This window comes from Streptomyces sp. AC558_RSS880, from assembly GCF_019049255.1.
In the GTDB taxonomy this organism is placed as follows: Bacteria; Actinomycetota; Actinomycetes; order Streptomycetales; family Streptomycetaceae; genus Streptomyces.
Map to the genome: position 1 here is coordinate 43,738 of NZ_JAGMUJ010000047.1, position 20,207 is coordinate 63,944.

Annotated in this window: 21 protein-coding genes and 5 tRNA genes; 17 read left to right on the forward strand and 9 right to left on the reverse strand. The window is 70.4% G+C overall.

The genetic code is table 11. The features are described from left to right. Positions 1 to 340: 340 nt before the first annotated feature. From KUM38_RS18985 to KUM38_RS19000, 4 genes are all read right to left on the reverse strand, one after another. On the reverse strand, positions 341 to 931 hold the full coding sequence (locus KUM38_RS18985; protein ID WP_217130596.1) for an ATP/GTP-binding protein: 591 nt from the start codon (positions 929 to 931) through the stop codon (positions 341 to 343). Next, positions 912 to 1,307, reverse strand: a complete 396-nt coding sequence (locus KUM38_RS18990; RefSeq protein WP_004924977.1) for a DUF742 domain-containing protein — start codon at positions 1,305 to 1,307, stop codon at positions 912 to 914. The genes KUM38_RS18985 and KUM38_RS18990 overlap by 20 nt, the downstream gene beginning before the upstream one ends. 111 nt (positions 1,308 to 1,418) lie before the next feature. Continuing rightward, a complete protein-coding gene (locus tag KUM38_RS18995; RefSeq protein ID WP_004983056.1) occupies positions 1,419 to 1,832 on the reverse strand; it encodes a roadblock/LC7 domain-containing protein in 414 nt (137 codons plus the stop codon). A gap of 9 nt (positions 1,833 to 1,841) precedes the next feature. Further along, entirely contained in the window at positions 1,842 to 5,621 is a 3,780-nt protein-coding gene (locus tag KUM38_RS19000) for a nitrate- and nitrite sensing domain-containing protein (protein WP_217130597.1), read from the reverse strand. Between the two features lie 606 nt (positions 5,622 to 6,227). On the opposite strand from KUM38_RS19000, the gene KUM38_RS19005 reads away from it, so the two are divergent. The 10 genes from KUM38_RS19005 to KUM38_RS19050 all read left to right on the forward strand — a co-directional run bounded on the left by KUM38_RS19005 (position 6,228) and on the right by KUM38_RS19050 (position 10,767). Next, complete coding sequence (locus KUM38_RS19005; protein WP_217130626.1) at positions 6,228 to 6,416, forward strand: hypothetical protein; 189 nt, start codon at positions 6,228 to 6,230, stop codon at positions 6,414 to 6,416. A gap of 163 nt (positions 6,417 to 6,579) precedes the next feature. Continuing rightward, complete coding sequence (locus KUM38_RS19010; RefSeq protein ID WP_217130598.1) at positions 6,580 to 7,365, forward strand: fumarylacetoacetate hydrolase family protein; 786 nt, start codon at positions 6,580 to 6,582, stop codon at positions 7,363 to 7,365. Next, a complete protein-coding gene (gltX, locus tag KUM38_RS19015) occupies positions 7,349 to 8,833 on the forward strand; it encodes a glutamate--tRNA ligase (RefSeq protein WP_217130599.1) in 1,485 nt (494 codons plus the stop codon). Before KUM38_RS19010 ends, gltX begins: the two co-directional genes overlap by 17 nt. 112 nt (positions 8,834 to 8,945) lie before the next feature. After that, the gene (locus KUM38_RS19020; protein WP_217130600.1) at positions 8,946 to 9,338 is read left to right on the forward strand and encodes a Rid family hydrolase; all 393 of its coding nucleotides are present in this window, start codon (positions 8,946 to 8,948) and stop codon (positions 9,336 to 9,338) included. Between the two features lie 124 nt (positions 9,339 to 9,462). Beyond that, positions 9,463 to 10,197: an HAD family hydrolase gene (locus KUM38_RS19025; RefSeq protein ID WP_217130601.1), complete on the forward strand. Its 735-nt coding sequence runs from the start codon at positions 9,463 to 9,465 to the stop codon at positions 10,195 to 10,197. 91 nt (positions 10,198 to 10,288) lie between these two features. Then, positions 10,289 to 10,360, forward strand: a tRNA-Gln gene (locus KUM38_RS19030). 39 nt (positions 10,361 to 10,399) lie between these two features. Beyond that, a tRNA-Glu gene (locus tag KUM38_RS19035) sits at positions 10,400 to 10,472 on the forward strand. 29 nt (positions 10,473 to 10,501) lie between these two features. After that, a tRNA-Glu gene (locus KUM38_RS19040) sits at positions 10,502 to 10,574 on the forward strand. A 21-nt stretch (positions 10,575 to 10,595) separates the two neighbouring features. Then, positions 10,596 to 10,667: transfer RNA gene (locus tag KUM38_RS19045), tRNA-Gln, on the forward strand. A gap of 27 nt (positions 10,668 to 10,694) precedes the next feature. After that, positions 10,695 to 10,767, forward strand: a tRNA-Glu gene (locus KUM38_RS19050). Between the two features lie 130 nt (positions 10,768 to 10,897). On the opposite strand, the gene ndgR is transcribed toward KUM38_RS19050, so the two are convergent. Next, positions 10,898 to 11,611 carry an IclR family transcriptional regulator NdgR gene (gene ndgR / locus KUM38_RS19055; protein WP_030866220.1) on the reverse strand — a complete coding sequence of 238 codons (714 nt, stop codon included), beginning with the start codon at positions 11,609 to 11,611 and terminating at the stop codon, positions 10,898 to 10,900. Positions 11,612 to 11,806: 195 nt separating this feature from the next. Here ndgR and leuC point away from each other — a divergent pair, with 195 nt between their 5' ends. The 4 genes from leuC to KUM38_RS19075 all read left to right on the forward strand — a co-directional run bounded on the left by leuC (position 11,807) and on the right by KUM38_RS19075 (position 15,114). Further along, positions 11,807 to 13,231: a 3-isopropylmalate dehydratase large subunit gene (leuC, locus tag KUM38_RS19060; RefSeq protein WP_217130602.1), complete on the forward strand. Its 1,425-nt coding sequence runs from the start codon at positions 11,807 to 11,809 to the stop codon at positions 13,229 to 13,231. Between the two features lie 6 nt (positions 13,232 to 13,237). Further along, complete coding sequence (leuD, locus tag KUM38_RS19065; protein ID WP_217130603.1) at positions 13,238 to 13,831, forward strand: 3-isopropylmalate dehydratase small subunit; 594 nt, start codon at positions 13,238 to 13,240, stop codon at positions 13,829 to 13,831. Between the two features lie 277 nt (positions 13,832 to 14,108). Further along, positions 14,109 to 14,339 (forward strand): hypothetical protein, encoded by a 231-nt coding sequence (locus tag KUM38_RS19070; RefSeq protein ID WP_085573006.1) that lies wholly within the window; start codon positions 14,109 to 14,111, stop codon positions 14,337 to 14,339. A 136-nt stretch (positions 14,340 to 14,475) separates the two neighbouring features. Next, entirely contained in the window at positions 14,476 to 15,114 is a 639-nt protein-coding gene (locus tag KUM38_RS19075) for an HU family DNA-binding protein (RefSeq protein ID WP_217130604.1), read from the forward strand. Positions 15,115 to 15,213: 99 nt separating this feature from the next. On the opposite strand, the gene KUM38_RS19080 is transcribed toward KUM38_RS19075, so the two are convergent. Both KUM38_RS19080 and cofC read right to left on the reverse strand, forming a co-directional pair. Then, positions 15,214 to 15,417, reverse strand: a complete 204-nt coding sequence (locus tag KUM38_RS19080) for a hypothetical protein (RefSeq protein WP_217130605.1) — start codon at positions 15,415 to 15,417, stop codon at positions 15,214 to 15,216. A 9-nt stretch (positions 15,418 to 15,426) separates the two neighbouring features. After that, the gene (gene cofC, locus KUM38_RS19085; RefSeq protein ID WP_217130606.1) at positions 15,427 to 16,065 is read right to left on the reverse strand and encodes a 2-phospho-L-lactate guanylyltransferase; all 639 of its coding nucleotides are present in this window, start codon (positions 16,063 to 16,065) and stop codon (positions 15,427 to 15,429) included. Positions 16,066 to 16,286: 221 nt separating this feature from the next. Between cofC and KUM38_RS19090 the strand changes: the two genes are divergently transcribed. The 3 genes from KUM38_RS19090 (at position 16,287) to KUM38_RS19100 (ending at position 19,331) form a co-directional block, all read left to right on the forward strand. Further along, the gene (locus KUM38_RS19090; protein WP_217130607.1) at positions 16,287 to 17,084 is read left to right on the forward strand and encodes a 1-acyl-sn-glycerol-3-phosphate acyltransferase; all 798 of its coding nucleotides are present in this window, start codon (positions 16,287 to 16,289) and stop codon (positions 17,082 to 17,084) included. Continuing rightward, on the forward strand, positions 17,081 to 18,091 hold the full coding sequence (locus KUM38_RS19095) for an NAD(P)H-dependent glycerol-3-phosphate dehydrogenase (protein ID WP_217130608.1): 1,011 nt from the start codon (positions 17,081 to 17,083) through the stop codon (positions 18,089 to 18,091). The genes KUM38_RS19090 and KUM38_RS19095 overlap by 4 nt, the downstream gene beginning before the upstream one ends. Positions 18,092 to 18,173: 82 nt before the next feature. After that, positions 18,174 to 19,331 carry a D-alanine--D-alanine ligase family protein gene (locus tag KUM38_RS19100; protein WP_217130609.1) on the forward strand — a complete coding sequence of 386 codons (1,158 nt, stop codon included), beginning with the start codon at positions 18,174 to 18,176 and terminating at the stop codon, positions 19,329 to 19,331. Positions 19,332 to 19,350: 19 nt separating this feature from the next. On the opposite strand, the gene KUM38_RS19105 is transcribed toward KUM38_RS19100, so the two are convergent. Together KUM38_RS19105 and KUM38_RS19110 are read right to left on the reverse strand one after the other, a co-directional pair. Further along, a complete protein-coding gene (locus tag KUM38_RS19105; protein WP_217130610.1) occupies positions 19,351 to 19,851 on the reverse strand; it encodes a DUF3515 domain-containing protein in 501 nt (166 codons plus the stop codon). Positions 19,852 to 19,871: 20 nt separating this feature from the next. After that, positions 19,872 to 20,105, reverse strand: coding sequence for an Lrp/AsnC family transcriptional regulator (locus KUM38_RS19110; RefSeq protein ID WP_037933238.1), 234 nt, complete (start codon positions 20,103 to 20,105; stop codon positions 19,872 to 19,874). Positions 20,106 to 20,207 lie beyond the last annotated feature (102 nt).

The following is a 20,207-nucleotide window of genomic DNA, read 5'->3' on the forward strand; positions in this document are numbered from 1 at the left end:
GTGCCGCAGTGTCTCAGAGCCCGGTGTGCCATCGACTACGGAGTACGTCTTTGACCAATGGGCAGTTCAGGCATTCCAGCATGCCGACCAGCGCTCTTCCAAACACTGGAAGGCGAGGAATCCGAGTGATGTAAGTCCTAGATAAAACGGTCATAAAGAACGAGCTTCAGCAAAAGGCGAGCGCTTCGTGCGCGCAGCGGTACTGCGCGACCGCGTCGCGTGTCGACCTCCCTTGATTCCTCTGCCGAAACGTTATGAACACCGAGGCCGACCGTGTCGAAGGACACGGCCGGCTCCGGTGCGTCTACGGCAACTGCCGTATGCCACTTTTTGTTTGGCTCTACCTGAGACGCGCCATGAGGGCGTGCTCGACCAGTGTGATCAGCGCACTCTTCGCGTCCGCGCGGTGGCGGGCGTCGGTGGTGATGATCGGGGTGTCGGGTCCGATCTGGAGCGCTTCGCGCACCTCTTCCGGCTGGTAGGGCTGCTGCCCGTCGAACCCGTTGAGGGCGACCACGAAGGGCAGTCCGCTGTTCTCGAAGTAGTCCACCGCCGGGAAGCAGTCCGCCAGTCGGCGGGTGTCCACCAGGACCACCGCGCCGATGGCGCCGCGCACCAGGTCGTCCCACATGAACCAGAAGCGGTCCTGGCCGGGCGTGCCGAACAGGTACAGGATCAGGTCCTGGTCCAGGGTGATACGGCCGAAGTCCATGGCCACCGTGGTGGTGGTCTTGTCCCCGGTGTGGGTGAGGTCGTCGATGCCCGCGCTGGCGGAGGTCATCACGGCCTCGGTGCGCAGCGGGTTGATCTCCGAGACGGCGCCGACGAACGTGGTCTTGCCCACGCCGAAGCCGCCCGCCACCACGATCTTCGCGGACGTGGTGGTACGGCTGTCGGAGACCGTCCCGCCGCTAGAGCTTGCGAAGTCCACTGAGCACCCTTTCGAGCAGTGTCACATCCGGGGCGCCGGTCGTCTCGTCGCCGCCCGGCTGGTGCACGGCGACGAGTCCCGCCTCCGCCAAGTCGGCCACCAGGATCCGGGCAACACCCAGTGGCATGTTGAGCAGCGCCGAGACCTCGGCGACCGACTTCACCTCACGGCACAGATGGCAGATGCGCTGGTGCTCCGGAAGGAGCCCCATGAGCGCTGCCGGGTCGGCCGTCGTACTGATCAGTGCCTCGATGGCCAGCTGATAACGCGGCCTGGTCCGGCCGCCGGTCATCGCATAGGGACGCACCAGCGGCTGGTCGCCCTCGTCCTCGTACGGTTCCGCGTACGGATCATGAGAGGCGGTGGGCGGGGTCATGGGTCCTCCGGACGGGACAGCAAGTCGGTCAGTCAAGCCGTCTGACGGGGCCGGTGGGGGGAATGTGGCGGCCGGACGGTGATTTGGTGAGACGGGTGGTGCCGGGGCCGATCAGTGGAGCAGACTTCCTTGTAGTTCGGCGCGCAGGTCCGGGGTGAGGACCGCCCCCGCGCGGTCGACCAGGAGCGCCATCTCGTAGCCGACGAGGCCGATGTCGCACTCGGGGTGCGCGAGAACGGCCAGGGACGAGCCGTCCGAGACGGACATGAGGAAGAGGAATCCCCTCTCCATCTCGACGACCGTCTGGGCCACGTTGCCGCCTTCGAAGATCCGGGAGGCGCCGGCCGTCAGGGAGGTCAGTCCCGAAGCGACGGCCGCGAGCTGGTCCGCGCGGTCGCGCGGGAACCCCTCGGACAGTGCCAGCAGGAGACCGTCGGCGGACACGACGACGGTGTGGGACACCCCGGGGGTGTTGTCCACGAAGTTGGTGATCAACCAGTTGAGGTTCTGTGCCGCCTGGCTCATCGGGCTCAACTAACGCTCCTGCTGGTGAGTGGGGTTCGGGAAGGTGCCGGTCTGGGTGGTACCGGCCTGACGACCCTGTGCGATACCCCGACGGAGATTGGTCAGCCGGCCGCGCACGTCATCGGGGGCGCGCGAGACCTGAGGACCGCTCTGGTGCTGTTGCTGCTGAGCCGTGCCCGGGACGAGGTTCGCCTTGGGCACCCGGCGCGGCAGGCCGGAGGTGGTGACGCCGCCCGCGGCCGGCTGCCGGACGCGTTCGGCCTGCCGGACCAGCTCGTCGTTGGGCGAGCTGCGCCAGGCGGTGGAAGCGGACCGCTGCGGACCGGTGGGGCCCTGCGGCTGCTGGTGCTGCTGCGGCTGCTGGGGTGCCGGAGCCGAGCCGTTGCCCTGCTCCTGTCCGCCGCCACCGTGGAACCAGTTGGTCTCCAGCGTGTCGTACAGCGGCGTACGGCCGTCGCCCGGACCGGACGCGGGCGGCAGTGCCCACGCGTCGGACACCGCGCGCTCGTCGGGCCGCTGCTGCGGGACCGACGGACGCGGGGCGACCGGGCCGGCTCCGTGCGTGCCGTTCGGCTGCGGACGCTCGAACTGGCCGGTGACGGCCGGTCCCGCGGCGTTCGGACGCTCCGGGAGGGAGTGACGGCCCGTGGAGCCGTTGTCCTGGCCCGGCACCGGGAACTGACCGGTGGAGCCGTTGTCCTGGCCCGGCATCGGGAACTGACCGGTGGAGCCGTTGTCCTGGCCCGGCACCGGGAACTGACCCGTGGAGCCGTTGTCGTAGCCCTGCGGGACGGGGAACTGGCCCGTCGCGGCCGGGTTCTGCCCGCCCGGACCGCCCTGCGGGGCGCCGAAGACGTCCCCGCGGGCGTACTGGCCCGTGTTCTGGACGCCGTTCGCACCGGGGGCGCCGTAGGCGGGCGCACCGGGGTTCTGACGCTCGTCGAACCGGGGGATCTCCGCCGTCGCGCCGGGGCCCTGCCGGTCGTCGAACCGGGGCATGGCCGAGGTCCGGGAGACGTCCGGCTCCTCGTGCCCGCGCGGGACGTCCAGCGAGGCGCGCGGCACCGGCGGCTGGGCGTTCTCGTCGCTCCAGCTGGGCACGCGCGGCTGTTGCTGGTCACCGCCGGGCAGCTCCGGGCGCGCACCACCGCGCGGCGGCAGCTGCGGACGACGGCCGCGCTCGGGCTTCCCGCTGCCACGCTGCGGCGGCACCTGGGCGCGACCGCCGCCGAAGGCGTCCTGCTCCTGCTGCTGTCCACCCGGGCCGGCGGCCTGCATGCCCTGCGGGGTACCGGACGCCTGGCCGCCGAAGCCGGCCGGAGCCGGACGGCCCTGCGCGGCCGGACGGCCCTGCGGAGCCGCACCGGGAGCACCCCGGTCGAACAGCGACGGCGTGGAGTTGCCCGGCTGGCCCTGCGGCCCCCGCGCTCCGTCGGGCCGGCCCGCGCCGTCCCGCCCGGGCAGCGCGGCCCGCGGACCCTGACCGGCACCGAGCAGGCCACCGCCGGACGCGCCGGCACCGAGAGCACCGCCCGCGGACTGACCGGCGCCGGCGGCACGCCGTGCGGCCGCGGCACCCGCGGCCGCCTGCGCGGCGGCGGGGCCACCGCCACCCGCGCCCGGCTGACCCGGCTTGCCCTGCGGCTTCTTGCCGCCCTGGGCGACGTCGACGGGCAGCATGACCAGCGCGGTCGTACCACCGGAGTCGGACGGACGCAGCTGGATGCGGATGCCGTGGCGCTGCGACAGCCGGCCGACCACGAACAGACCCATGCGGCGGGAGACGGAGACGTCCACGGTGGGCGGCGCGGCGAGCCGCTCGTTGATCGCCGCCAGGTCCTCCGGCGACAGACCGATACCGGTGTCGTGGATCTCGATCAGCACCCGGCCGTCGGGCAGCGCGTGACCGGTGACCTTGACCTTGGTCTGCGGCGAGGAGAACGAGGTCGCGTTCTCCAGCAGCTCGGCGAGCAGGTGCACGAGGTCGTTGACCACGCGGCCGGCCACTTCGGTGCTCGGCACGGAGGCCAGCTCGATGCGCTCGTACTGCTCCACCTCGGAGGCGGCGGCACGGAGCACGTCGACCAGCGGGACCGGACGGGTCCACCGGCGGCCGGGCTCCTCACCCGCGAGGACCAGCAGGTTCTCACCGTTACGGCGCATACGCGTGGCGAGGTGGTCCAGCTTGAACAGCGAGGACAGCTGGTCCGGGTCGGCCTCGCGGGACTCCAGCTCGGAGATCAGCGACAGCTGGCGCTGGATCAGACCCTGGGAGCGGCGCGAGAGGTTGGTGAACATCGCGTTGACGTTGCCCCGCAGCAGGGCCTGCTCGGCGGCGAGGCGGACCGCCTCGCGGTGCACGTCGTCGAAGGCCGCGGCCACCTTGCCGATCTCGTCCCGGGAGTGCACACCGACCGACTCCACGGACGTGTCGACGTCCTGCGGGTCGGACTCGGAGAGCTGCTTGACCAGGTCGGGCAGGCGTTCCTGGGCGACCTTGGTGGCGGTGTCCTCCAGCCGGCGCAGCGAGCGGATCATGGAGCGGGCCACCACGAAGGCGCCGACCAGCGACACACCGAGCACGAGCAGGATCAGCACACCGGAGATGATCGCGTCGCGCTCGGTGGCGCTGCGCAGCTCACGGGCCTTCTGTTCCATGTCCTCGAGCAGCGTGAGCTCGATGTTCTTCATCTGCTGGATCTTGGTGGAGCTGTCGTCCAGCCAGTCCCGGTAGGACCGCTTGCCGACCGACGAGAGGCCGTACTCCGAGGCCAGGGCGCGCCCGGCGTACTCGTCGGTGGCCTTGATCGTGGCGTTGCCCTCCTCGATCGGCAGCAGCAGCTCGGTGGCGGCGACGTCGCCGTAGATGCTCTTGAAGCTGCGGATCTCGGACTTCTGGCTGGCCAGCGCCGACTCGGCGTAGAGCCGGTCGTTGGCGGAGAGCTCGCCCTTGGTGGTGTTGCTGGCGGGCAGCGCCGCGGCGAGGACCGCGCGCTGGATCGACGCGTACTCCTTGGCGGAGGAGAAGGACGCCAGGGCGCGGGTGCGCTGGATCATGTCGGGGTTGCTGGTCGCCTCCGCCATGTCCTGCGAGAGCTCGACCAGCTTCTCGATCAGACGGTGGTAGCCCTCGACGGTCTGCGTGGAGTTCCGCTCCGACTGGAACGCCGTGTTGCGGATCTTCTCGAGCTCGCCCAGTTCACCGGCGAGCTGCACCAGGTTGTCGCGGACGCCCTTGAGGTTGCCGTCCTTGCTGGCGTCGTCGATCTCCTCGGAGCTGTCGATGAAGAGGTTGCGCGCCCGGTCGGTCTTCTCGCGGTAGCCCTTGACCGAGAAGTCGGTGGCCTTGCCGCCGTGCGCCAGCGGGCCGGCCGACTGGTCGCGCTCCTCCTGGAGCGCGGCGGCCAGTTCGGTCGCCTGCTTGGTCATGTCCGTCAGCAGCTTCATGTTGTCGAGCTGCTGGATGTCGTCCATCGACTGGTTGATGCGCAGCGCGCCCAGCGAGGTGGCCGCGACCACCGGGAGGGCGAGCAGCGACACCAGACGGGTCGAGATCCGCCAGTTCCGCAGGGCTATTCGCGGCCCCGGGCCGGTCGGCCCCTTCGGCGCGGCCGGCGCCGTGCCCGGCGCTCCGGCCGACGCGGCGGGGCCTTCGCCGCCGTTTCCGGGCGTGGTCGGGCCCTGGTTCTGGGCGTGCTGGGGCGAGGAGCTGACGGCCTTGGGGCCAGTCCCGCCGTGCGGCTCCGGCTCCGCCGAAGCGCTGCCATCCCTCTTGAAACGTCCCTGCACTAGCGTCGCAACCTCTGAACCAGGCACCCCTCCGCGTGAACGGTGAGGCACGGTGTCGGCGTCATAGGGGCGCCCTGAATACGCCCCCGTGGTGGTCGTGAGTGACCGGCGCTGGCTTCCCCCTTCTCGCCCGCCACTCGGCGCGTCTGTGCGCCCCCTGTGCGCCGGCTCGATCCTGCGGCGGTCCGTGGAATTCCAGCACAGTGCAGGACCTCCAACAAGGCCCATGGCCTTACCCGTGAGATACGTGACACCACGTGAGTGACGAGTCACCGGGGGTAGAAAGCGACCTCCCCAATAAGGGACATATGGTTGCGAGTCGGCGGGGTGGCCCGGGTGTCCCAGTCGCCATGATCAGGAGCGGAATGGTGGCTTCAGTGGGTGAATGTCCGATTCCGTCTCGACGGGACCCGGGTCGGAATGGGGGATTTGTCCGGTGATCCGTGAGCAAACTCACACCTGGATCAAGGTCTCCGGTCGCGATCGGCGGGGAATTGCATGTTTAGCCTGACGCTTTACAGGGATGGCAAAACCGACAACCCGCGCCCTCACCGGGGTCTCCGACCCCCTCCGGGCGCCCGTGAACAGGACAGGGTCAAGTAAACAGTGAAGACGACGACGATGTTCCACAAGATCGCCAACCCGCGGCGCACCACGCTGGCCCACCTGGACGGCGCCGACGAACTGCAGAAGCCGGTCCAGCAGGAGCACACCGTCGACCTTCCGGCCCAGACTGCCAATCCCAAGCGCACCGTCCTCATGGAGATCCCGGTCGCGGCCGACGCCGCGCAGTGACACCGGTCCATACGGACACCGGCCGCGAAACACTCAAGGCCCACCGGACGAGGGGCGCCCCGCGGCAACGGGGGCGCCCCTCGTCGTTGCGCGGGGCGAGGACCCCTGCGCGTTAGCCTGGAGCGTCAGACTTCAGCCGATCGGTCAAGGGGACAAGCATCCCGTGCGCATCGCCAGATTCTCCATCGACGGGAACGTCGCCTTCGGCGCGGTCGAGGGCGAGAAGCAGGACGAACTCGTCCTGGACATCATCAAGGGCATCCCGTTCGCGGACTTCGAGCTCTCCGGCACCAAGGTCCCGGTGAGCAAGGTCAGGCTGCTGCCCCCGGTGCTCCCCAACAAGGTGGTGGCCTTCGGCCGCAACTACGCCGAACACGCGAAGGAACTCGGCAACGAGGTCCCCGACGCCCCCTTCGCCTTCTTCAAGCCCTCCACCTCCGTGATCGGCCCCGGCGACGACATCCAGTACCCCTCCTTCTCCCAGGAGGTGCACCACGAGGCCGAGCTGGCCGTGGTCATCGGCCGGATGTGCCGCGAGGTCCCGCGCGAACGCGTCAAGGACGTGATCTTCGGCTACACCTGCGCCAACGACATCACCGCGCGCGACGTCCAGAAGCGCGAGAAGCAGTGGGCCCGGGCCAAGGGCTTCGACACCTCCTGCCCGCTCGGCCCCTGGGTGGAGACGGACCTCGACCTCGCCGCCGCGGGCGACCTGACCATCCAGCTCACGGTCAACGGCGCCCAGCGCCAACTCGGCCGCACCAGCGAGATGATCCACTCCATCGAGGACCTGATCGTCAACATCTCCGAGGCCATGACGCTGCTCCCCGGCGACGTGATCCTCACGGGCACCCCGGCCGGCGTCGGCCCCCTCAACGTCGGCGACGAGGTCGCCGTCACCATCGAAGGCATCGGCACTCTCACCAACAAGGTTGTCAAGCGTGGCTAGCGCACCCGTCCGCGTACGTTTCTGTCCGTCGCCCACCGGTAACCCCCATGTGGGCCTGGTCCGCACCGCCCTGTTCAACTGGGCGTTCGCCAAGCACCACGGCGGCACCCTGGTCTTCCGCATCGAGGACACCGACGCGGCCCGCGACTCCGAGGAGTCGTACAACCAGCTGCTGGACTCCATGCGCTGGCTCGGCTTCGACTGGGACGAGGGCCCCGAGATCGGCGGCCCGCACGCGCCGTACCGCCAGTCGCAGCGCATGGACCTCTACAAGGACGTCGCGGCGAAGCTCCTGGACGCCGGCCACGCGTACCGCTGCTACTGCTCCCAGGAGGAGCTGGACAGCCGCCGCGAGGCCGCCCGCGCCGCCGGCAGGCCCTCCGGGTACGACGGCCACTGCCGCGAGCTGACCGACGCCCAGGTCGAGGACTACAAGGCCCAGGGCCGCGAGCCGATCGTCCGCTTCCGGATGCCCGACGAGACGATCACCTTCACCGACCTGGTCCGCGGCGAGCTGACCTTCACCCCGGAGAACGTCCCGGACTACGGCATCGTCCGCGCCAACGGGGCTCCGCTCTACACGCTGGTCAACCCGGTCGACGACGCCCTGATGGAGATCACCCACGTCCTGCGCGGCGAGGACCTGCTCTCCTCCACCCCGCGCCAGATCGCCCTGTACAAGGCGCTGACCGAGCTGGGCATCGCCAAGCGGACCCCCGCCTTCGGGCACCTGCCGTACGTGATGGGCGAGGGCAACAAGAAGCTCTCCAAGCGCGACCCGCAGTCGTCGCTCAACCTCTACCGCGAGCGCGGCTTCCTCCCCGAGGGCCTGCTCAACTACCTCTCCCTGCTCGGCTGGTCGCTCTCCGCCGACCAGGACGTCTTCTCGATCGACGAGATGGTCGCGGCCTTCGACATCGCGGACGTGCAGCCGAACCCGGCCCGCTTCGACCTGAAGAAGTGCGAGGCGATCAACGGCGACCACATCCGCATGCTGGATGTGAAGGACTTCACGGAGCGCTGCGCCCCCTGGCTCAAGGCCCCCTTCGCCCCCTGGGCCCCGGAGGCCTTCGACGAGGCCAAGTGGCAGGCGATCGCCCCGCACGCGCAGACCCGCCTCAAGGTCCTCTCCGAGATCACGGACAACGTCGACTTCCTGTTCCTGCCGGAGCCGGTCTTCGACGAGGCGTCCTGGAACAAGGCGATGAAGGAGGGCAGCGACGCTCTGCTGCGCACCGCGCGGGAGAAGCTGGAGGCCGCCGACTGGACGTCCCCCGAGTCGCTGAAGGAGGCCGTCCTGGCCGCCGGCGAGGCCCACGGCCTCAAGCTCGGCAAGGCCCAGGCCCCGGTCCGCGTCGCCGTCACCGGCCGCACGGTCGGCCTGCCGCTCTTCGAGTCCCTGGAGGTCCTGGGCAAGGAGAAGACGCTGGCCAGGATCGACGCGGCGCTGGCGAGGCTGGCGGCGTAACGCACGGACGCACGCGCGAAGGGCGGCAGCCGGGAAGGCTGCCGCCCTTGCCGTACTTCCGCACGGCCGGTGCCGACCGGCGTCGCCGCCGAGTTCTCCGCAGACGGGACACATGCGCCGTGAGGACATCGACCCGCGCTTCTTCGGGGACAGACCGGCCTGCGACCGGGCCGTCGTCGAGCAGCCGCAGCGCCGGCTCGTGGTCGCCGGTCACGAGGCCCGGGACGACGAGGGCGGCATCGCGGCCGTGGACGACATCCGCGGTCGGATCCGGCTGACCTTCCAGCGCCCGGCCGGGACGCTGCGCGAAGCCGGGTTCGCCCTGAGCGACCTGGTCCGGATCAGGATCCTCACGGTCGACATCGAGGCCGTGACGGCCAACTACGACGTCGTGCTGAGCGTGCCGGCCGAGGCGGACTGCCGTCCGGCCGGTCTCCCGGCGGAGGTCAGGGCCCTGTCCGATCCCCGGATGCTCCTCGAGGTCGAGGGTCTCGCCGCCCGGTGACCGCCGCGCCACCCGGCCGGTTCCCCCGCGCCCACCGCTCGGGCCGCCACCCCCTCTTCGACGCTGCGTCCGTCGGGGGACAACCCCCGGGCCCTCAGCCGGGTCCGGCTGTACCGTCGGTGGCATGGTGATCCGAGCAGTTGTCTGGGACGTCGACGACACGCTTTTCGACTACACCACCGCCGACCGCGAGGGCATGCGCGCCCACCTGGTGGCCGAGGGGCTGCTCGCCGGGTACGGGTCGGCCGAGGAGGCCCTCGTGCGCTGGCGCGAGGTCACCGAGCGGCAGTGGGCGCGGTTCGCCGCGCGGGAGGTGGACTTCGAGACGCAGCGGCGCGACCGCACCCGGGTCTTCCTGGGCCGCCCGGAGCTGACGGACGCCGAGGCCGACGACTGGTTCCGGCGGTACGTCACGCACTACGAGTCCGCCTGGAGCCTCTTCCCGGACGTGCTGCCCGTCCTGGACGCCCTCGCCACCAGCCACCGGCATGCCGTGCTCTCCAACTCCAGCCTCCACGTCCAGGACCGCAAGCTGCGCGTCCTCGGCGTCCACGACCGTTTCGAGGCCATCCTGTGCGCCGCCGAGCTGGGCGTCTCCAAGCCCGAGGCCGGCGCGTTCCTCGCCGCCTGTGACGCGCTGGCGCTGCCCCCGGACCAGGTGGCGTACGTCGGTGACCACCCGGAGATCGACGGCCGGGGCGCCGCGGAGGCCGGGCTGCTGTCGGTGTGGATCGACCGGGGCGGTGCCTGCGCGACGGTCGAGCCGCCGGTGGGACCACGTCGTATCGCCTCCCTCGCCGAACTCCCCGTGGTGCTCGCCGCCGATACTCGTTTTGGAGCCCCGTCCACCTTCGGGTAATGTTCTTCCTGCGCCGAGGGGAGCGGGCCGGAAGGCCGGAACCCCCAAGCGCCAAACTAGAACAAGAACCCCTCAGGGGCTTGCGTTCCAGTGGCCTATGGTGTAATTGGCAGCACGACTGATTCTGGTTCAGTTAGTCTTGGTTCGAGTCCAGGTAGGCCAGCTCGCAGAGCTCATCTGCACCCGCGGATCTCATCCGCAAGCCCCCGTTGTGTAGCGGCCTAGCACGCTGCCCTCTCAAGGCAGTAGCGCCGGTTCGAATCCGGTCGGGGGTACTGGTTCCGATCATCTCGGGACTGCTAGGGCCCCCGTTGTGTAGCGGCCTAGCACGCCGCCCTCTCAAGGCGGTAGCGCCGGTTCGAATCCGGTCGGGGGTACTGACTGGTCTAAACCATCATTGGTCTATGGTGTAATTGGCAGCACGACTGATTCTGGTTCAGTTAGTCTTGGTTCGAGTCCAGGTAGACCAGCAGGATCTGCGGCAACGTATGATCCACGCCCCCGTTGTGTAGCGGCCTAGCACGCCGCCCTCTCAAGGCGGTAGCGCCGGTTCGAATCCGGTCGGGGGTACACAGTGAAGGCCCTCCACCTCGGTGGAGGGCCTTCGGCGTTCCGGAACGGGACCGTACCCGGAAACCGGAGGAAGAGCCCGCCGCGGCGTTGGGGCGGGCCCGTTCCCACGGGGCGGTACGGACGGGTTTCAGGAGCGGCGCAGTGCCTCGGAGAGGCGGCCGGCGGCATCGATGACGGCCTGGGCGTGCATCCGGCCCGGGTGGCGGGACAGGCGCTCGATGGGGCCGGAGACCGAGACGGCGGCCACCACACGGTTCGACGGCCCGCGCACCGGCGCGGAGACGGACGCCACGCCCGGCTCGCGCTCACCGATCGACTGGGCCCAGCCCCGGCGACGTACGCCCGAGAGGGCCGTCGCCGTGAACCGGGCGCCCTGCAGGCCCCGGTGCAGCCGCTCCGGCTCCTCCCAGGCCATCAGGATCTGCGCCGAGGAGCCGGCCTTCATCGTGAGCGTGGAGCCCACCGGCACCGTGTCCCGCAGGCCCGAGAGGCGCTCCGCCGCGGCGACGCAGATGCGCATGTCGCCCTGGCGGCGGTAGAGCTGGGCGCTCTCGCCGGTCACGTCGCGCAGGTGCGTGAGCACCGGGCCCGCCGTGGCGAGCAGCCGGTCCTCGCCCGCCGCCGCGGCCAGTTCGGCCAGGCGCGGGCCGAGAATGAAACGGCCCTGCATGTCGCGCGCCACCATACGGTGGTGTTCCAGCGCCACGGCCAGGCGGTGGGCCGTGGGTCGTGCCAGTCCGGTGGCCCCGACCAACCCCGCGAGGGTGGCCGGACCGGACTCCAGAGCGCTCAGGACGAGGGCCGCCTTGTCCAGAACGCCGACGCCGCTACTGTTGTCCATGCAACGATACTTGCGTCTCACTCTGTGAAACGCAAGTTCAATTTTCGGTGGAACCCGCCACCCTGGAAGCACGGAAGCAACGCGGCCCGTGGACCACCGGGCCTGGCGGCGGACGCCCGGAAGCAGGGGTGCGGGCGCCGTCTCCCCACAGATCTAGTTGGGCCGGCGCACCACCTGCCGGCCGGAGGGACAGCGATGGGTAGGACACTCGCGGAGAAGGTCTGGGACGACCACGTCGTCCGGCGCGCCGAGGGCGAGCCCGACCTCCTCTTCATCGATCTGCACCTGCTGCACGAGGTGACCAGCCCGCAGGCCTTCGACGGCCTGCGCAAGAGCGGCCGCCGGGTGCGCCGTCTCGACCTCACCATCGCGACCGAGGACCACAACACCCCGACCCTCGACATCGACAAGCCGATCGCCGACCCGGTCTCCCGGATCCAGCTCGAGACGCTGCGCAAGAACGCCGCCGAGTTCGGCGTCCGGCTGCATTCGCTGGGCGACGTCGAGCAGGGCGTCGTGCACGTCGTGGGCCCGCAGCTGGGTCTGACCCAGCCCGGCATGACCGTCGTCTGCGGCGACTCGCACACCTCCACGCACGGCGCCTTCGGCGGACTCGCCTTCGGCATCGGCACCTCCCAGGTCGAGCACGTCCTGGCCACCCAGACGCTGCCCATGGCCCGTCCGAAGACCATGGCGATCACCGTCAACGGCGAACTGCCCGAGGGCGTCACGGCCAAGGACCTGATCCTGGCGATCATCGCGAGGATCGGTACCGGCGGCGGCCAGGGATACGTCCTGGAGTACCGCGGCGAGGCCATCGAGAAGCTCTCGATGGAGGCCCGGATGACCATCTGCAACATGTCGATCGAGGCCGGCGCCCGCGCGGGCATGATCGCTCCCGACGAGACGACGTTCGCCTACCTCGAGGGCCGTCCGCACGCCCCGAAGGGCGAGGACTGGGACGCGGCCGTCGCCTACTGGAAGACGCTGAAGTCCGACGAGGACGCCGAGTTCGACGCCGAGGTCGTCATCGAGGCCGCCGAACTGTCGCCGTTCGTCACCTGGGGCACCAACCCGGGCCAGGGCGCCCCGCTTTCGGCGTCCGTCCCCGACCCGGCTTCGTACGAGGACGCCTCGGAGCGGCTCGCCGCCGAAAAGGCCCTGGAGTACATGGGGTTGGAGGCCGGCCAGGCGCTGCGCTCCATCAACGTGGACACCGTCTTCGTAGGTTCCTGCACCAACGGCCGCATCGAGGACCTGCGCGCCGTCGCGGACATCATCAAGGGCCGCAAAGTCGCCGACGGCGTGCGGATGCTGGTCGTCCCCGGCTCCGCGCGGGTGGGCCTGCAGGCCGTCTCCGAGGGTCTGGACGTGGTCTTCAAGGAGGCCGGCGCCGAGTGGCGGCACGCGGGCTGCTCGATGTGCCTGGGCATGAACCCCGACCAGCTCGCCCCCGGTGAGCGCTCCGCCTCCACCTCCAACCGCAACTTCGAGGGCCGGCAGGGCAAGGGCGGCCGCACCCACCTGGTGTCCCCGCAGGTCGCCGCCGCCACCGCGGTCCTCGGTCACCTGGCCTCCCCGGCCGACCTCGCCGCCGCCCCCACGCCCGCTGGAGTCTGATCAGCCATGGAAGCATTCACCACCCACACCGGCCGGGCCGTCCCGCTGCGCCGCAGCAACGTCGACACCGACCAGATCATCCCCGCCCACTGGCTCAAGAAGGTGACCAGGGACGGGTTCGAGGACGGGCTGTTCGAGGCCTGGCGCAAGGACCCGTCCTTCGTCCTCAACCAGCCCGAGCGCGCGGGCGCGACCGTGCTGGTCGCCGGCCCCGACTTCGGCACCGGCTCCTCCCGTGAGCACGCCGTCTGGGCGCTGCAGAACTACGGCTTCAAGACCGTGATCTCCTCCCGCTTCGCCGACATCTTCCGCGGCAACTCGCTGAAGAACGGCCTGCTGACGGTGGTCATCGACCAGAAGACCGTGGACGCGCTGTGGGAGCTCACCGAAGCCGACCCCACCGCCGAGATCACCGTCGACCTCCAGACCCGCGAGGTGCGCGCCGAGGGCGTCACCGCCTCCTTCGAGCTCGACGAGAACTCCCGCTGGCGGCTGCTGAACGGGCTCGACGACATCTCCATCACGCTGCAGAACGAGGCGGACATCGCCGCGTACGAGGCGAAGCGCCCGTCGTTCAAGCCGAGGACGCTCACGGCCTGACCCCCACCCCGGCCGAAGTCCTCGCCAGAGGCCGACTTTCGGCCACCGGATCACCCCGCCCGTACCCCCGATCACCTCGATCGGGGGTACGGGCGCGTCTGCACCCGTTCGGTCCCGCGTGCCCTCTTGAGGGCCCTCAACTCGCCGCGTTATGAAGGTGGTTGTCGGGGTACACGTGTCACGTGCCCGTGATCTTCGCGTGTGTCCGGACGGCTGCCCGAGGCGGCAGTTGCCCCCTGGGCAGGCGACAACTCGCCCCAGATGGCACAATCTGTGCATGGAACACGACGGCCAACTCCAGCTCTATGCGGCGGTCGCGGTCCGGCTCAAGGAAGCGCACGCAAAGGTGCGCGCACTGCAAGTCCCGGAGGGCGTACGGATGGCGCTGACCCGGAAGCTGCTGGTCATTACGGCCGCGGCCAAACACGATCTTGCCGGTGCGGCAAGGCGTCTGGAGCGGTTCACCGAGGACCTCGACGAGGGTCGATTCCCCGAAGAGGAACGCTGAACCAGTCGAGACGGCCGAGTTCGTTGCGGCACAAGGGTGATTAGCCCGTTTCGTGTTTGATTTGCGGTATATATCTGCCTAACGTGCGAAAAAGCTTGAACACATTCGTTCTGGCGATGTCTCCGAAGGGGAAGACGTGAACAAGGCGCAGCTCGTAGAAGCGATTGCCGACAAGGTGGGCGGCCGCCAGCAGGCCGCCGATGCCGTCGACCACGTACTGGACGCCATCGTCCGCGCGGTCGTCTCGGGTGAGCGGGTTTCGGTCACCGGCTTCGGTTCGTTCGAGAAGGTCGACCGCCCGGCCCGTTACGCCCGTAACCCTCAGACGGGCGAGCGGGTTCGGGTCAAGAAGACCTCCGTTCCGCGCTTCCGCGCGGGGCAGGGTTTCAAGGACCTGGTGAGCGGCTCGAAGAAGCTGCCGCGCGGTGGTGAGGTCTCGGTCAAGAAGGCGCCCAAGGGCAGCCTGAGCGGGGGCGCCGCGGCCACGGTCAAGAAGGCCGCCGCGAAGAAGACGACGGCGAAGAAGGCCGCCACCGCGAAGACGGCGGCGAAGAAGGCCCCGGCGAAGAAGGCCACCACCAAGACGGCGGCGGCCAAGAAGACCACGGCCAAGAAGGCGCCCGCCAAGACCGCGGCGACGGCGAAGACGACCGCCGCGAAGAAGACGACCGCCAAGAAGGCCCCGGCGAAGAAGGCGACGGCCACGAAGGCGCCCGCCAAGAAGTCGACCGCGCGCAAGACCACCGCCAAGAAGACCACCGCCCGCAAGAAGTAGCGGGCCGGGGCCCCTCCCTTCGGGAAAGCGGTACTCACGCGCCGGGCCGGACTCCCTCGGGAGCCCGGCCCGCGGTGTGTGCGGGGGCGCCCCGGGCGGTCAGAACGTCTGGAGCGTCACCAGCGTGATCCGCCGGGCCACGCCCTCGCCCTCGGTCTCGATGCGCACCCGCTGCCCGGGACGCAGCAGCAGCAGGCCCCCCGCGTCGAACGCCGGGGCGTCGAAGGGCACCGGCGTGCCGTCGTCCAGGAGCACCTGGCCGCTGCGGCTGTCGGGGTCGTAGGTGTACGCGGTGGCCTGCATGCCGGCAGCCTACTGCTCGGTGATGAGCGACCGCGCGGCGACCGCGGCCGTGTGAGGGCCGACGCCCAGCGCCAGCGCGGCCCGCAGGTCGTCGCCGGTGTCCACGTCCTGCCGTACCGAGTCCACGCCGTCGAGGCCCAGCTCCACGGCTCCGGACTCCCGGTGCCGGGCCCGGGAACCGGGGCCGAAGAACGGGCGCAGTTCCCGGCCCCGGCTCGCGGCCAGCAACGTCGTGCCGAGCCCGGCGGCGTCGGCGAGGAACGCGCGCGGGAACGCGGCGGCCGTGTCGAGAACGCGGGCCAGTTCCGGCGGGCGGAGCGCCGGAAGATCGGCGTTGAGGGCCGCGACACACGCCGCGCGGCGAGCGGCTCCCGCCACCGCCGCGCCATGGGTGAGGGCCGCGTTCAGACCGCCGCCCGGCTCGTCCGCGACGATTCCGGCGCCCAGCGCGGCCAGCTCCCGCGAGGCCAGGACGTCGTCCGTGACGACCACCACATCCCGTACCGCCGGGCATTCCAGCGCGGCCGCCACCGTGTCCTGGGCGAAGGCGAGCGCCAGACCCGGGCGCAGACCGTCGTCCGCGGTGTCCGCGAGCCTGCTCTTGGCCCGGGCCAGCGGCTTCAGGGGTACCACCAAGGTCCACTGCACGAGTGTTACGTCCCTCTCTTGTCGCGGCCATTGTCACCCGGGGAACCGGGCGCCAAGGGGGTCGGGGAAGGGGCGCGAAGCTGCTTGCAAGGGCGAGGGTGGGAGACGGGCGGGCGTACGGTGTTCTCGACAGACCGGCGGCCCGGGGCGACACTTGTGCGGCCCGCCTGGCCTCCGGGTCCGGGCCCCGGGCCCGTCATTCGGAAGAGGAAGGTGTACTTGTGCCGCGCCGCAGAATCGGCTTCTGGTACCGCTTCGCCGCGGTTCTCTGCAAACCGCCGCTGGTGGTTCTGCTCAAGCGGGACTGGCGCGGAATGGAGAACATTCCGGCCGAGGGTGGATTTATCACCGCGGTGAACCACAATTCGCACATCGATCCCTTCGCCTACGCGCACTTTCAGTACAACACCGGACGCGTTCCGCGATTCCTGGCGAAGAGCGGGCTTTTCAACAAGGGATTCATCGGCGCCGCGATGCGCGGCACCGGGCAGATCCCCGTCTACCGCGAGAGCACCGACGCGCTCAGCGCCTTCCGGGCCGCGATCGACGCCGTGGAGCGCGGCGAATGCGTCGCCTTCTACCCCGAGGGCACCCTCACCCGCGACCCGGACGGCTGGCCCATGACCGGCAAGACCGGCGCCGCCCGCGTCGCCCTGCAGACCAAGTGCCCCGTGATCCCGGTCGCCCAGTGGGGCGCCAACGAACTGCTGCCCCCGTACGCCAAGAAGCCCAGTCTGCTGCCGCGCAAGACCCACCACGTGCTGGCCGGGCCGCCGGTGGACCTCGACCGCTTCTACGACCGGGAGATGACCCCGGAACTGCTCAAGGAGGCGACGGAGGCCATCATGGCGGCCGTCACGCGCCATCTGGAGCAGATCCGTGGTGAGCAGGCCCCCGAGACGCCGTACGACCCGCGCCGTGAGCGGATCGAGCAGCGCCGCAGGACGCACACCCAGAAGCGGGAGGAACGGGCGCGGGGCGGCAGGCCCACCGCGCGGGAAGAAGGGCTGGGCACGTGAGCGAGCCGGTCAAGGCGGCCGTCTTCGGCACCGGATCGTGGGGGACGGCCTTCGGCATGGTCCTCGCCGACGCGGGCTGCGACGTCGTGCTGTGGGGACGGCGCCCCGAACTCGCCGAGGCGGTCAACTCCACCCGCACCAACCCCGACTACCTGCCCGGGATCGAACTCCCGGAGAACCTGCGGGCCACCGCGGACGCCGCCGAGGCCGCGCGCGACGCCGACTTCACCGTCCTCGCGGTCCCCTCGCAGACGCTGCGCGGCAACCTCGCCGAGTGGACGCCGCTGCTCGCGCCCGGCACGGTCCTGGTGTCGCTGATGAAGGGCGTCGAACTCGGCTCCGCGATGCGGATGAGCGAGGTGATCGACGACGTCGCCAAGGTCGGCGCCGACCGCATCGCCGTGGTCACCGGGCCCAACCTGGCCCGGGAGATCGCCGCCCGGATGCCGGCCGCCGCCGTGGTGGCCTGCACCGACGAAGGCGTGGCCCAGCGGCTCCAGGCCTCCTGCCACACGCCGTACTTCCGGCCGTACACCAACACCGACGTCGTCGGCTGCGAACTGGGCGGCGCCGTGAAGAACGTGATCGGTCTTGCCGTCGGCATCGCGGACGGCATGGGGCTCGGCGACAACGCCAAGGGCTCGCTCATCACCCGCGGCCTCGCCGAGACCACCCGGCTCGGCGTCGCGCTCGGCGCCGACCCGCTGACCTTCTCCGGACTCGCGGGCCTGGGCGACCTGGTGGCCACCTGCTCCTCGCCGCTGTCGCGCAACCACACCTTCGGCACCAACCTCGGCAAGGGCCTGACCCTCAAGGAGACCATCGCGGTCACCAAGCAGACCGCGGAGGGCGTCAAGTCCTGCGAGTCGGTGCTGGACCTGGCCCGCAGGCACGGCGTCGACATGCCGCTCACCGAGACGGTCGTCTCCATCGTGCACGAGGGCAAGCCCCCGGTGGTCGCCGTCGAGGAGCTGATGTCGCGCAGCGCGAAGCCCGAACGACGCTGAGCGACGGCCCCCTCCGTTCGGCTCACGCACGGCGTTGCGGGCGCTGTGTCCCGGTCCTGCGGGCAGGTACTCTCATCGCGATATGAGCACCGAGAACCTCCCCCAGAGCCCCGAGCAGCCGTCCCGCAAGCCGCGTGTGGCCGTCGTGTTCGGCGGGCGCAGCTCCGAACACGGGATCTCCGTGGTCACCGCCGGCGCCGTCCTCAAGGCCATCGACCGGACCGCGTACGACGTCCTGCCGATCGGCATCACCACGGACGGCCGCTGGGCGCTCACCGCCGACGAGCCGGAACGCATGGCGATCAGCGACCGCCGTACGCCCAGCGTCGACCAGCTCGCCGAGTCGACGGAGGGCGGTGTGGTGCTCCCCGTCGACCCCGCCAGCCGCGAAGTCGTCTACAGCGAGCCGGGCTCGGTGCCCAAGGCGCTCGGCGAGGTCGACGTGGTCTTCCCGGTGCTGCACGGCCCCTACGGCGAGGACGGCACCCTCCAGGGCCTCCTGGAGCTCTCCGGCGTCCCCTACGTCGGTTCGGGCGTGCTCGCCTCGGCCGTCGGCCAGGACAAGGAGTACATGAAGCGGGTGTTCACCTCCTTCGGGCTGAAGGTCGGCCCGTACGTGGTGATCCGGCCGCGCGAGTGGCAGCGGGACGAGTCCGCCGCCCGCAAGAAGATCGTCGACTTCGCCGGCGAGCACGGCTGGCCGCTGTTCGTGAAGCCCGCCCGCGCGGGCTCGTCGATCGGCATCACCAAGGTCGACGACATCTCCGGCCTGGACGAGGCGATCGCCGAGGCCCGGCGCCACGACCCGAAGATCCTCGTCGAGGCGGCGCTGCGCGGCCGCGAGATCGAGTGCGGCGTGCTGGAGTTCGAGGACGGCCCGCGCGCCTCGCTGCCGGCCGAGATCCCGCCGCCCGACGCGCACGCGTACTACGACTTCGAGGCCAAGTACATCGACTCCACGCCCGGCATCGTGCCCGCGCCGCTGACCGACGAGGAGACGGCCGAGGTGCGGCGGCTCGCGGTGGAGGCGTTCGACGCGGCCTCCTGCGAAGGGCTGGTCCGCGCGGACTTCTTCCTCACCGAGGACGGCGAGTTCGTGATCAACGAGATCAACACCATGCCCGGCTTCACGCCCATCTCGATGTACCCGCAGATGTGGCAGGCCACCGGGGTCGGCTACCCGGAACTGGTCGACCTGCTGGTGCGGGCGGCACTGCGCCGGTCGACCGGGCTGCGCTGAGCCGCCGCGCACGCACGCTTCAGAAGGCGATCCCCTCGGGGATCGCCTTCTTCAGGGCCGGGGCGAGATCGATCAGTACGCCCGTGCTGTCCCGTCCGTCGGCCACTTCGACCTCGACATACGCCTCGCGGTTGGCGGTGGTGAAGCGCTGTACGTCGTCGTCCCCCGTCTCCATGAGCCAGTCGACGCCGTTCACTCCGCCCGGCACCGCGTCGGCGTCGTTCCCGTTGGCCACCTTGGGGTCGGCCATCTTCGGGGGTCGCTCGACACCGCACCGCAGTATGATCGCCACGCCGCCCCAGCCCGCGGTCAGTTCGGACGCGGGTTCGGGATCGTCGCGACTCTCACCGTCCACCTTCGCCGGCAGGGCCTCGTCCAGGTTTCGGCACAGTTCGGTGACCTTCGCGTCCGGGCTGGGAACCGCCGTGGACGCGCTGTCGTCTGCCGAGGAGCAGCCTGCGGCGGTGATCAGCACCGCGAGCGCGGACAGGACGGTGTGCCGGTGACGGAAAGAGTTCACCGGCACAGGGTAGACGGGGGCTACAGATGGACGACCGGACAGGTCAGGGTACGGGTGATGCCGTCCACTTGCTGGACTTTGGCGACCACCATGCGGCCCAGGTCGTCGACGGTGTCGGCCTGGGCGCGCACGATCACGTCGTACGGTCCGGTCACGTCCTCGGCCTGGATGACTCCAGGGATCTTGCCGATCAGCTCGGCGACGGTCGACGCCTTGCCGACCTCCGTCTGGATCAGGATGTACGCCTGTACCACGGAACCTCCAGGGCGGCCACGAGGATCATGTGGGGAAAAGGAACGCCACGGTATCGCGTCGCCGCTCGTCGCGGGGAGACCTGCGGGAACCGGGCCTTGTGC